The organism is Bacillus sp. MBGLi79, from assembly GCF_002953915.1.
Window position 1 is genome coordinate 1,917,244 of record NZ_CP026521.1, and the last position, 12,828, is coordinate 1,930,071.

The 12,828-nt window shown below is 45.3% G+C and carries 12 protein-coding genes; all 12 read left to right on the forward strand.

Features of this window, described 5'->3' with window-relative positions; translation table 11 throughout:
- Positions 1-204 carry a DNA-directed RNA polymerase subunit omega gene (gene rpoZ, locus C1T29_RS09765; RefSeq protein WP_003221520.1) on the forward strand — a complete coding sequence of 68 codons (204 nt, stop codon included), beginning with the start codon at positions 1-3 and terminating at the stop codon, positions 202-204.
- Between the two features lie 80 nt (positions 205-284).
- Positions 285-1,505, forward strand: a complete 1,221-nt coding sequence (coaBC, locus tag C1T29_RS09770) for a bifunctional phosphopantothenoylcysteine decarboxylase/phosphopantothenate--cysteine ligase CoaBC (protein ID WP_103748783.1) — start codon at positions 285-287, stop codon at positions 1,503-1,505.
- On the forward strand, positions 1,502-3,919 hold the full coding sequence (priA, locus tag C1T29_RS09775) for a primosomal protein N' (protein ID WP_103748782.1): 2,418 nt from the start codon (positions 1,502-1,504) through the stop codon (positions 3,917-3,919). The genes coaBC and priA overlap by 4 nt, the downstream gene beginning before the upstream one ends.
- Before the next feature lie 26 nt (positions 3,920-3,945).
- Positions 3,946-4,428 carry a peptide deformylase gene (gene def / locus C1T29_RS09780; protein ID WP_103748781.1) on the forward strand — a complete coding sequence of 161 codons (483 nt, stop codon included), beginning with the start codon at positions 3,946-3,948 and terminating at the stop codon, positions 4,426-4,428.
- A gap of 4 nt (positions 4,429-4,432) precedes the next feature.
- Positions 4,433-5,386, forward strand: coding sequence for a methionyl-tRNA formyltransferase (fmt, locus tag C1T29_RS09785; protein WP_103748780.1), 954 nt, complete (start codon positions 4,433-4,435; stop codon positions 5,384-5,386).
- Entirely contained in the window at positions 5,373-6,716 is a 1,344-nt protein-coding gene (gene rsmB, locus C1T29_RS09790) for a 16S rRNA (cytosine(967)-C(5))-methyltransferase RsmB (RefSeq protein WP_103748779.1), read from the forward strand. The genes fmt and rsmB overlap by 14 nt, the downstream gene beginning before the upstream one ends.
- A gap of 3 nt (positions 6,717-6,719) precedes the next feature.
- A complete protein-coding gene (rlmN, locus tag C1T29_RS09795; protein WP_014663932.1) occupies positions 6,720-7,811 on the forward strand; it encodes a dual-specificity RNA methyltransferase RlmN in 1,092 nt (363 codons plus the stop codon).
- Between the two features lie 6 nt (positions 7,812-7,817).
- Positions 7,818-8,582, forward strand: a complete 765-nt coding sequence (prpC, locus tag C1T29_RS09800; protein WP_014663933.1) for a protein-serine/threonine phosphatase PrpC — start codon at positions 7,818-7,820, stop codon at positions 8,580-8,582.
- Positions 8,576-10,522 (forward strand): serine/threonine protein kinase PrkC, encoded by a 1,947-nt coding sequence (gene prkC / locus C1T29_RS09805; RefSeq protein ID WP_103748778.1) that lies wholly within the window; start codon positions 8,576-8,578, stop codon positions 10,520-10,522. The genes prpC and prkC overlap by 7 nt, the downstream gene beginning before the upstream one ends.
- A 14-nt stretch (positions 10,523-10,536) precedes the next feature.
- Positions 10,537-11,433, forward strand: a complete 897-nt coding sequence (gene rsgA / locus C1T29_RS09810) for a ribosome small subunit-dependent GTPase A (RefSeq protein ID WP_103748777.1) — start codon at positions 10,537-10,539, stop codon at positions 11,431-11,433.
- Positions 11,434-11,437: 4 nt separating this feature from the next.
- Complete coding sequence (rpe, locus tag C1T29_RS09815; protein WP_069840339.1) at positions 11,438-12,088, forward strand: ribulose-phosphate 3-epimerase; 651 nt, start codon at positions 11,438-11,440, stop codon at positions 12,086-12,088.
- 76 nt (positions 12,089-12,164) lie between these two features.
- Positions 12,165-12,809 carry a thiamine diphosphokinase gene (locus C1T29_RS09820; RefSeq protein ID WP_103748776.1) on the forward strand — a complete coding sequence of 215 codons (645 nt, stop codon included), beginning with the start codon at positions 12,165-12,167 and terminating at the stop codon, positions 12,807-12,809.
- Positions 12,810-12,828: the final 19 nt, after the last annotated feature.

A 12,828-nucleotide genomic window follows, 5' to 3' on the forward strand; every position in this document is an offset into this window, starting at 1 on the left:
ATGTTAGATCCGTCAATTGATTCTTTAATGAATAAATTAGATTCCAAATACACGCTCGTGACTGTTTCTGCGAGACGTGCCCGTGAAATGCAAATCAAAAAAGACCAAATGATTGAACATACGATTTCACACAAATATGTAGGCAAAGCTTTAGAAGAAATTGATGCAGGCCTGCTTTCGTTTGAAAAGGAAGACCGCGAATAGTAGCACAAGTAGCAACCTATATCATGTAGGTTGTTATTTTTTTCCGTGCGGTTTTGTAAAGTGCAGAGGGGGAGAATTCATTGCTTAACAATCGAAATGTGTTACTTTGCGTGAGCGGAGGCATCGCTGTTTATAAAGCCTGTGCGTTAACGAGCAAGCTGGTTCAGGCAGGAGCAAATGTGAAAGTGATTATGACTGAATCAGCTTGCCGATTCGTTTCACCGCTGACATTTCAGGCATTGAGCCGCCACGAAGTCTATACAGATACATTTAAAGAACAAAATCCAAGAGTCATTTCTCATATCGACGCCGCAGACTGGGCCGACTTGATTATCGTGGCGCCGGCTACGGCTAATGTGATTGGAAAACTGGCTAACGGCATCGCTGATGATATGCTGACGACAACATTGTTGGCAGCGACGGCTCCCGTTTGGATCGCGCCGGCGATGAACGTTCATATGTATGACCACCCGGCAGTCAAACGAAATATTTCTGTATTGTATCAGGACGGTTATCGTTTTATTGAGCCGAGTGAGGGCTATTTAGCATGCGGTTACGTCGGAAAAGGAAGATTGGAAGAGCCTGAAAACATCGTAAAACTGGCCGAAAAACATTTTGCTGATGAAACATCCGCCCCTTTAGAAGGCAAACGTGTGGTCATTACAGCCGGCCCAACGCGGGAAGCGGTTGATCCTGTCCGGTTTTTTACCAATAAATCGACGGGCAAAATGGGCTACGCATTAGCGGAGACTGCAGTCCGGCTTGGTGCACGGGTAACTTTAATTTCTGGGCCTGTTTCACTTGATCAGCCCAAAGGACTTGCTCAGTTTATCCCTGTTCAATCGGCTGCGGATATGCACGAAGCTGTGCTCTCTGTGTATGAAGCAAGCGATATTGTCATCAAAACAGCTGCGGTAGCCGATTTTACGCCAAAAACAGTATTTGACCATAAAATGAAAAAACAAGACGGCGGTATGACCTTAGAACTGAAAAGAACGGTCGATATTTTGAAAGAATTGGGCGAGAAAAAGAAAGAGCAGATTTTAGTCGGATTTGCCGCTGAAACACAAGACATTGAACACTATGCACGTAAAAAGCTCGCCGCTAAAAATCTTGATATGATTGTGGCAAATGATGTGAAAGCAAATGGGGCCGGTTTTGGTGCTGATACGAATATTGTGACAATCTTTTTCAAAGACGGGCATAAGCGCGAACTTCCGATCATGTCTAAGCTCGATGTTTCGTTTGAAATTCTTCAGGAGATCGCAGCCCTCTCAAAACAAACCGGAGAAAGAACATGAATTTTGCAGAGGTCATCGTGGATGTCAGCACCAAAAATATAGACAGGCCTTTTGATTACAAAATCCCAGACCATCTCAAGGGCATGATCAAAACGGGGATGCGGGTCATTGTTCCGTTTGGCCCCCGTAAGATTCAGGGGTTTGTAACAGCAGTCAAAGAAGCATCTGACCTATCGGGGAAATCTGTCAAGGAAGTAGAGGATTTATTAGATCTTACACCTGTTCTGACAGAGGAGCTTATGGATCTGTCATCATGGCTGTCCGACAAAACGCTGTCTTTTAAAATAACGGCACTTCAAGCAATGCTGCCTGCCGCATTAAAGGCAAAATATGAAAAAGAATTAAAAATTGCAAACGGAGCTGAGCTTCCGCCGCAAGTGGAGCGGCTGTTTTCTGAAACAAAGACGCTGCTGTATTCAGATATACCCGATCATAATACGTTGAAACTTATTCAAAAGCATGTTCAAAAAGGGAGCATAGACGTAACCTATAAAGTCGCGCAAAAAACAAATAAAAAAATGGTGAGGCATATTCAGGCAAATGCGAGTAAAGAAGAGCTTGCTAAGCAGGCTGAGGGATTGTCCCGTCAAGCAGCCAAGCAGCAGGCGATTCTTCACTTTTTCATCTCTGAGCCAGAAGGTGTGAAAATCCCTGCGGCGGACTTGTGCAAAAGAACGGACGCGAGCTCTGCGACCATCAAAACCCTTATCCAAAAAGGGCTTTTGAGGGAAAGCTATGAAGAGGTCTACAGAGATCCCTATCAGGATAAAATGTTCAAAAAAACAGAGCCGCTGCCGCTGACAGACGAACAGAGAGCTGCCTTTGAGCCCATACGCGAGACATTGGATAAGGATGAGCATAAAGTGTTCCTCCTTCACGGCGTGACAGGCAGCGGAAAAACGGAAATTTATCTGCAATCAATTGAAAAAGTACTGGCGAAAGGAAAAGAAGCCATCGTCCTCGTACCGGAAATATCGCTGACGCCGCAAATGGTCAATCGCTTTAAGGGCCGCTTCGGCTCCAAGGTGGCAGTCATGCACAGCGGTTTATCCACAGGGGAAAAATATGACGAGTGGCGTAAAATCCACCGGAAGGAAGTACGGCTTGTCGTCGGTGCCAGATCCGCAATTTTTGCTCCGTTTGAAAATCTCGGAATGATTATCATCGATGAAGAGCACGAGTCTTCTTATAAACAGGAAGAAATGCCGCGCTATCATGCGAAAGAGGTGGCAATCAAGCGTGCTGAGCATCACAGCTGCCCGGTTGTATTAGGGAGTGCTACGCCGACATTAGAGTCATATGCACGGGCGCAAAAGGGCGTGTACGAGCTTCTCTCACTGAAGCACCGCGTTAACCATCAAGTGATGCCTGAGGTTTCGCTTGTCGATATGAGAGAGGAGCTTCGAAGCGGCAATCGCTCGATGTTTTCTGTTGAATTGATGGAAAAGCTTGAAGAAACGATTGCCAAGGGTGAGCAGGCGGTGCTGTTTTTAAATAAAAGAGGCTATTCTTCCTTTGTGATGTGCAGGGATTGCGGCTATGTCCCGCAATGTCCGCACTGCGACATTTCCATGACGTATCATCGTTACGGCCAAAGGCTGAAATGTCATTATTGCGGACATGAAGAGCCTGTTCCGCATACTTGTCCTGAATGCGCAAGCGAGCATATCCGCTTTTTCGGAACGGGAACACAGCGAGTGGAGGAAGAGCTGACAAAAGTGCTGCCAAATGCGAGAGTGATTCGGATGGATGTTGACACGACATCAAGGAAAGGCGCCCATGAAAAACTACTGTCAGCTTTCGGAGAAGGAAAAGCGGATATTCTTCTCGGAACGCAAATGATCGCGAAAGGGCTTGATTTTCCGAATGTCACGCTTGTCGGAGTGTTAAGTGCCGATACAACACTTCATATTCCTGATTTCAGATCGGCTGAAAAAACATTTCAGCTGTTAACGCAAGTCAGCGGCCGGGCAGGCAGGCATGAAAAGCCCGGCCATGTCACCATTCAAACGTATACACCGTCTCACTACAGTATCCAGCTGACGAAAACGCATGATTATGAAACGTTCTATCAGCATGAAATGGCGCACAGGAGAGAGCAATCCTATCCGCCCTACTACTTTTTGGCTCTTGTGACGGTTTCTCATGAGGAAGTGGCGAAAGCAGCGGTTACAGCTGAAAAAATCGCTCATTTTTTGAAAGCAAACTGCGGAGCTGACACGAAAATCCTCGGGCCAAGCGCGTCGCCGATAGCCAGGATCAAAGATAGATATCGCTATCAATGCGTGATAAAATACAAACAGGAAACCCAGTTATCCGCTTTATTGAAGAAGATACTGGAACATTATAAACGCGAAATTGAACAAAAGCATGTAATGATTTCAATTGATATGAATCCTTATATGATGATGTAAGATCTCACGTCTTGGAGGGTAACAAATTGGCAGTAAAAAAGGTCGTCACACATCCGGCGGAGGTTTTGGAAACACCGACGGAAAGCGTGACTGTTTTTGATAAAAAGCTAAGAAAACTGCTTGATGATATGTACGACACCATGCTTGAAATGGATGGAGTCGGACTGGCAGCGCCGCAAATCGGCATCTTAAAAAGAGTGGCTGTCGTAGATATCGGGGATGACAGAGGCAGAATTGATCTCGTTAATCCTGAAATTTTAGAGAAAAGCGGTGAGCAAACCGGAATTGAAGGATGCCTGAGCTTTCCTGGCGTCTATGGTGATGTCACACGTGCTGATTATGTCAAAGTGCGTGCGTTTAACCGTCAGGGACTACCGTTCATTATGGAAGCGCGAGGCTTTTTGGCGAGAGCCGTGCAGCACGAGATGGACCACTTAGACGGTGTGCTGTTTACATCTAAAATAAGCAAATACTATACAGAAGATGAACTAGCGGATATGGAAGGATGATTTGATGACGAGAATCGTATTTATGGGGACGCCGGATTTTTCAGTTCCTGTTTTAAGAACCCTGATTGAGGACGGATATGAAGTAGTGGGGGTCGTCACACAGCCGGACCGTCCGAAGGGCAGAAAAAAAGTGATGACACCTCCTCCGGTCAAGGAAGAGGCATTGCGTCACGGCATCCCGGTTCTTCAGCCGGAAAAAGTCAGATTGAAAGAAGAAATTGAAAAAGTGCTGGCATTAAAGCCTGACCTTATTGTAACGGCGGCATTCGGACAAATTTTGCCTAAGGAGCTTCTCGACAGCCCGAAATACGGCTGCATTAACGTTCACGCGTCTCTTTTGCCGGAACTGCGCGGCGGGGCTCCGATCCATTACTCTATTTTGCAGGGAAAGAAGAAAACCGGGGTTACCATTATGTATATGGTAGAAAAATTGGATGCCGGGGACATGATCTCAAAAGTGGAAGTGGACATTGAAGAAACCGATAATGTCGGAACGCTGCACGATAAATTAAGCGTTGCTGGCGCGAAGCTATTGTCTGAAACGGTTCCAAACGTCATTGCCGGCAACATATCACCCGAAAAGCAGGATGAAGAGAAAGCGACGTACGCGCCTAATATCAAAAGAGAGCAAGAACTGCTCGACTGGTCCAGAACGGGCGAAGAGCTTTACAACCAGATCCGCGGATTAAATCCATGGCCTGTTGCTTATACAACTCTAAACGGACAAAACTTGAAAGTGTGGGCGTCGAAAAAAACACCAGCACCAACAACAGCTGAGCCTGGCACAGTCGTTGCAGTTGAAAAGGAAGGGATTATCGTTTCCACAGGTAATGATACGGCCCTGTTATTAACTGAGCTTCAGCCGGCCGGCAAAAAACGCATGAAAGGCGAGGACTTTGTGCGGGGCGCTCATGTTGAAGCCGGAGATGTGTTAGGAGTAAATAATGAAAAAAACTAGTGTTCGTGACATCGCCCTTGAAGCGCTGATCAAATTAGAACAAAACCAGGCATACAGCAACCTGCTGCTGAAATCGGTCATTAAATCAAATGAACTGAGTGATCAGGACAGAGGGCTTTTGACTGAACTTGTCTATGGTACATTACAAAACAAAATCGCGCTTGATTATATGCTTAAACCGTTTATCAATAAGCCTCAAAAAGTAAAGCCGTGGGTGATTCAGCTTCTTCGCCTATCCTTATATCAAATGGAATATTTGGAGAAGATTCCAGATAGGGCAGCCATCCATGAAGCGGTTGAGATTGCTAAAATCCGCGGACACAAAGGCATTGCTTCTTTTGTCAATGGCGTGCTTCGTTCTATCCAGCGCGAAGGTGTTCCATCCTTTGACGCCATCGAAGATCCTGTACGTCGGCTGGCGACAGAAACAAGCCATCCGGAATGGCTTGTGAAAGAGTGGGCGGATGCGTATGGGTTTGACGCGGCTGAAAAGATTTGCCGTATCCACCTCATACCGCCGAAGCAAACGCTGCGTGTCAATCAAATGAAAGCAGACAGAGCTGAGCTGCTTGATCAAATGGCTGCTGAGGGAATCGAAGTTGAAAAAGGCGATCTCGCTGAGGATGCTGTGAAGCTCTTAAAGGGATCAATTGCCGGAACTCATTTCTTCCGAAACGGCGAAGTATCCATCCAGGATGAGAGCTCCATGCTCGTCGCCCGCGCCCTTGATCCTAAGCCTGATGAAACAGTGCTTGACGCGTGTGCGGCGCCTGGCGGCAAATCGGCTCATATCGCAGAATTAATGAAGAACGAGGGGAGCGTTACGTCGCTTGATCTTCACAAACATAAAGTGAAGCTGATCAAAGAAGCGGCAGACCGTCTTGGCCTGACAATCATTCATGCGGAGACAATGGATGCAAGAAAAGCAGGGGAAACGTTTGAAAACGAACAGTTTGACCGGATATTGGTTGATGCCCCGTGCTCTGGTTTCGGCGTTATCAGAAGAAAGCCGGACATGAAATACACGAAAAAGCCTGATGACAGCGCGCGTCTAGCTGAAATTCAGCTGTCGATCCTGAGGGAAATCGCACCATTAGTAAAAAAAGGTGGCACTCTTGTCTACAGTACGTGTACAATGGACCGGACAGAAAATGATGAAGTAATACATGCGTTTATACAAGAACATCCTGATTTTGAACCCGATTTGTCTCTTGAAAAGCGGCTGCCCGAAAAGGCGAGACCCTTTGTTCGGGATGGAAGGCTGCAAATCCTTCCTCATTATTTCGGAACAGATGGTTTCTTTATTTGCAGCATGAGAAAGAAGGGATAAGCAATGGCAGAACTTAATAAAACAAAAGTAAGAAAAGAGTTGCGGACAGAGCGTCCGTCTATTTATTCTTTTGAATTAGATGAAATCAAACAATGGCTGACAGACAACGGGGAGAAACCGTTCCGGGCAGCTCAGATCTTTGAATGGCTATATGAAAAACGCGTATCTTCTTTTGAAGAAATGACAAACCTGTCAAAGGATCTGCGTGAGAAATTAAACACTCACTTTGTGTTAACAACGCTGAAAACGGCTGTTAAACAAACCTCTCAAGACGGTACGATGAAGTTTTTGTTTGAGCTTCATGACGGTTATACCATCGAAACCGTTTTAATGAGACACGAGTATGGCAATTCTGTATGTGTAACGACACAAGTCGGCTGCCGTATTGGCTGCACATTCTGCGCGTCAACGCTTGGAGGCTTAAAACGAAACCTTGAAGCAGGTGAAATTGTCGCTCAAGTAGTTAAAGTGCAAAAAGCTCTTGATGAAACGGATGAACGCGTCAGCTCTGTCGTGATCATGGGAATCGGTGAACCTTTTGATAACTTTAACGAAATGCTCGCTTTCTTGAAAATCATTAACCATGACAAGGGCCTGAATATCGGTGCTCGCCATATTACGGTCTCTACGAGCGGAATCATCCCGAAAATTTACGAATTTGCTGATCAGAAAATGCAGATTAACTTTGCAATTTCTCTACACGCGCCGAACACAGAAATCAGAAGCCGTTTGATGCCGATTAACAGAGCCTATAAACTGCCTGATCTCATGGAAGCCGTTAAATATTATATTAATAAAACGGGACGTCGCATCAGCTTTGAATACGGTCTGTTTGGAGGCGTAAACGACCAGGTGGAACACGCCGAAGAGCTTGCCGACTTGCTGGAAGGAGTCAAATGCCACGTGAACTTGATTCCGGTAAACTACGTGCCTGAACGGGACTATGTGCGCACACCGCGTGATCAGATTTTCGCTTTTGAAAAAACATTGAAATCCCGTGGAGTAAATGTCACAATCCGAAGAGAGCAAGGACATGATATTGACGCAGCCTGCGGTCAGCTTCGCGCGAAGGAGCGTCAAGACGAGACGAGGTGATGAGGGTTGTTAACAGCCTTAAAAACAGATACAGGAAAAATCCGCCAGCATAATGAAGATGATGCGGGGATATTCAAGGGGAAAGATGAATTTGTATTAGCGGTTGTCGCTGATGGCATGGGCGGCCATCTTGCTGGAGATGTTGCGAGCAAGATGGCTGTGAAAGCCATGGGGGAGAAATGGAATGAAGCAGAGACAATTCCACAAGCGCCCTCGGAATGTGAAAAATGGCTCATTGAACAGATTCTTTCAGTAAACAGCAAAATATACGATCACGCTCAAGCCCACGAAGAATGCCAAGGCATGGGGACGACAATTGTATGTGCGCTATTTACGGGAAAAACGGTTTCTGTTGCCCATATCGGTGACAGCAGATGCTATTTGCTTCAGGACGATGATTTCATTCAAGTGACAGAAGACCATTCGCTTGTAAATGAACTGGTTCGTACTGGAGAGATTTCCAGAGAAGACGCTGAACATCATCCGCGAAAAAATGTGTTGACGAAGGCGCTTGGAACAGACCAGTCAGTCAGCATCGACACACGTTCCTTTGACATCGAACCCGGAGACAAACTGCTTTTGTGTTCTGACGGACTGACGAATAAAGTGGAAGGCACTGAGTTAAAAGACATCCTGCAAAGCGATTCAGCTCCTCAGGAAAAAGTAAACCTGCTTGTGGACAAAGCCAATCAGAATGGCGGAGAAGACAACATTACAGCAGTTTTGCTTGAGCTTGCTTTACATGTTGAAGAGGGTGAAGATCAGTGCTAATCGGCAAGCGGATCAGCGGGCGTTACCAAATTCTCCGCGTCATAGGCGGCGGGGGAATGGCCAACGTGTATTTAGCTGAGGATATTATTCTAGACCGTGAAGTCGCGATCAAAATCCTGCGGTTTGACTATGCAAATGACAATGAATTTATCAGGCGTTTCCGCAGAGAAGCCCAATCCGCATCAAGCCTCGATCACCCGAATATTGTCAGCATTTACGACTTGGGCGAGGAAGATGATATTTATTATATTGTCATGGAATACGTCGAAGGCATGACGCTTAAAGAATACATAACAGCAAATGGGCCGCTTCACCCTAAAGAAGCGCTGAACATTATGGAGCAAATTGTCTCAGCCATCGCTCATGCCCATCAAAACCAGATTGTTCACAGAGATATCAAGCCGCATAACATTTTGATTGACCACATGGGGAATATCAAAGTAACGGATTTTGGAATTGCGACGGCATTAAGTTCGACCACAATCACCCATACCAATTCTGTCCTGGGCTCAGTCCACTACTTATCACCTGAACAGGCCCGGGGCGGCTTAGCGACAAAAAAATCGGATATTTATGCCCTTGGAATCGTTCTATTTGAGCTTTTAACGGGCCGTATTCCGTTTGACGGAGAGTCAGCAGTCAGCATCGCCTTGAAGCATCTTCAAGCGGAAACTCCTTCGACTAGAAGGTGGAACCCGTCAGTCCCCCAAAGCGTTGAAAACATCATACTAAAGGCAACGGCCAAAGACCCTTTTCATCGCTACGAAACGGCTGAAGACATGGAAGCTGACATAAAAACCGCTTTTGATGCTGACAGACTCAATGAAAAGAGATTTACGATTCAAGAAGATGAAGAGATGACAAAAGCGATACCGATCATTAAAGATGAAGAACTCGCTAAAGCTGCTGGCGAAAAAGAAGCTGATTTGACAACCGCACAAGAAAACAAAACAAAGAAAAACGGCAAAAGAAAAAAGTGGCCGTGGGTTTTGCTCACGATATGCCTCGTTTTTATCACGGCTGGAATTCTTGCTGTCACTGTTTTTCCGTCGCTTTTTATGCCTAAGGATGTCAAAATACCTGATGTCTCCGGAATGGAATACGAAAAAGCAGCAGGCCTCTTGGAAAAAGAAGGTTTACAAGTTGATTCCGAGGTGTTGGAAATCTCAGACGAAAAAATTGAAGAGGGCCTGATGGTAAAAACGGATCCCAAAGCGGAAACCACAGTTAAAGAAGGCGCCACGGTCACCCTTTATAAGAGCACCGGAAAAGCAAAAACGGAGATCGGTGATGTGACAGGCCAAACGGTCGACCAGGCAAAAAAAGCGCTGAAGGACCAAGGGTTTAAACATGTAACGGTAAATGAAGTGAATGACGAGAAAAACGCGGGCACTGTCATTGACCAAAATCCTTCAGCAGGGACTGAGCTTATCCCGAGTGAAGATCAAGTCAAACTCACAGTCAGTATCGGCCCCGAAGACATTACGCTTAGAGACTTGAAAACCTACAGTAAAGAAGCGGCGTCTGGATATCTGGAAGACAACGGATTGAAGCTTGTAGAAAAAGAAGCATACTCAGATGATGTTCCAGAAGGACAGGTTGTCAAACAAAAACCAGCAGCAGGTACGGCAGTAAAGCCGGGAAATGAAGTGGAAGTGACATTCTCTCTAGGACCCGAGAAAAAACCTGCGAAAACAGTGAAAGAAAAGGTCGAGATCCCTTATGAACCAGAAAATGAAGGGGACGAACTTCAAGTGCAAATCGCGGTTGACGATGCGGATCACAGCATCTCTGACACTTACGAAGAATTTAAGATAAAAGAGCCGACTGAACGAACGATCGAACTAAAGATTGAACCCGGCCAAAAAGGGTACTATCAAGTAATGGTAAACAATAAAGTTGTCAGCTACAAAACCATTGAGTATCCAAAAGATGAATAACAAGGAGGGAAAATATGCCTGAGGGCAAAATTATTAAGGCGCTAAGCGGCTTTTACTATGTACTGGATGAATCAGAGGATTCAAATAAAGTAATACAATGCAGAGGGAGAGGCATTTTCAGAAAGAACAAAATTACTCCTCTCGTCGGTGATTACGTTGTATATCAGGCTGAAAATGACAAAGAAGGATATCTGATGGAAATTAAAGAAAGAACCAATGAGCTTATCAGGCCGCCAATTTGCAATGTTGATCAAGCGGTCCTTGTTTTCTCAGCGGTTCAGCCTTCTTTCAGTACGGCATTGCTCGACCGCTTCCTGGTTCTCGTCGAAGCCAATGATATTCAGCCGATCATATGCATTACTAAAATGGATCTGGTTGATGATCAAGATACAAAAGATACGATACAAACCTATGCAGATGACTATCGGAATATTGGTTATAACGTGTATCTTACCTCCTCTAAGGACCAAGACAGTTTAGCGGACATCATCCCGCATTTTCAGGATAAAACAACGGTATTTGCCGGTCAATCCGGTGTTGGAAAATCCTCGCTTCTCAATGCGATCAGTCCCGAGCTCGGATTGAAAACAAACGAGATTTCCGAGCATTTGGGCCGCGGGAAACACACAACCCGCCACGTGGAGCTGATACACACGTCCGGAGGCTTGGTTGCGGATACGCCGGGATTCAGCTCGCTTGAATTTACAGACATTGAGGAAGAAGAGCTGGGCTATACCTTCCCAGATCTAAGAGAAAAAAGCTCTTCATGCAAATTTAGAGGCTGTTTACACCTAAAAGAGCCGAAATGTGCGGTGAAGCAAGCTGTTGAAGACGGGGAAATAAAGCAGTACCGCTATGACCATTATGTTGAATTTATGACGGAGATTAAAGACAGAAAGCCGAGGTATTAGCATAATGATAAAGGTTGCACCATCTATTCTTTCCGCTGATTTTGCTTCTTTAGGCAATGAGATTAAAGATGTAGAAAAAGGCGGAGCTGATTATATTCATATTGATGTTATGGACGGCCATTTTGTCCCGAATATCACAATCGGTCCGCTGATTGTAGAAGCAGTCCGGCCGGTAACGGATCTGCCGCTCGATGTTCATTTAATGATAGAAGAGCCCGATCGCTATATCCCGGCTTTTGCGAAAGCCGGCGCAGATATCCTGTCTGTGCATGCTGAGGCATGTCCGCACCTGCACCGTACTATCCAGCTTATTAAAGAGCAAGGAGTGAAGGCCGGTGTTGTTCTAAACCCGCATACTCCTGTACAAGTCATCGAGCATGTTTTTGATGATCTCGACCTTGTTCTATTAATGACGGTGAATCCAGGGTTCGGCGGACAGAAATTTATTCATTCAGTCCTTCCTAAAATAAAAGAGGTTAAGCGAATGGCGGATGAAAAAGGAAAAAAAGATCTCTTAATTGAAGTAGACGGCGGCGTCAACAAAGAAACCGCTCCGCTAGTTATTGAAGCGGGCGCGAATTTACTCGTAGCCGGTTCAGCTGTTTATGGCCAGTCTGACCGCAAAAAAGCAATTTCTGAAATCAGAGGAAAATAAATAAACAGCTTTAGAAAAGAGCTGGGCATACAGTAGCCTAAGCTCTTTTTCCTGTATTCAGAGAAAGGAATCAGAGATGAAAACAATTAATATCGTTGCGGGAGGCCCGAATAATCTCATTCCCGATCTAACCGGCTATGCGGATGAACACGCGCTTTGGATCGGTGTTGACAAAGGCACCGTCACTCTTCTAGATGCCGGGATCATTCCTGTTGAAGCCTTCGGAGATTTTGACAGCATAACAGAGCAAGAACGACGGCGGATAGAACAAGCCGCTCCCGCCCTTCATGTGTATCAAGCAGAGAAAGATCAAACAGATTTAGACCTCGCCCTTGATTGGGCGCTGGAAAAGCATCCGGATATCATTCAGATTTTCGGCATTACAGGCGGCAGAGCTGATCATTTTTTAGGAAACATTCAGCTTCTGTTTAGAGGTGTAAAAACGAACATAAAAATTAGGCTGATAGACAAACAAAATCATATTCAAATGTTCCCTCCTGGTGAATATGATATTGAGAAGGATGAAAATAAGCGATATATCTCCTTCATACCGTTTTCCGAAGAAATACATGAGCTGACTCTGACCGGTTTTAAATATCCTCTAAATAATTGTCATATTACGCTCGGTTCAACACTATGTATTAGTAACGAACTCATTCATTCACGAGGTACTTTTTCGTTTGCAAAAGGCATATTAATAATGATAAGAAGCACGGATTAAGCATGTGCTTTCATTCATT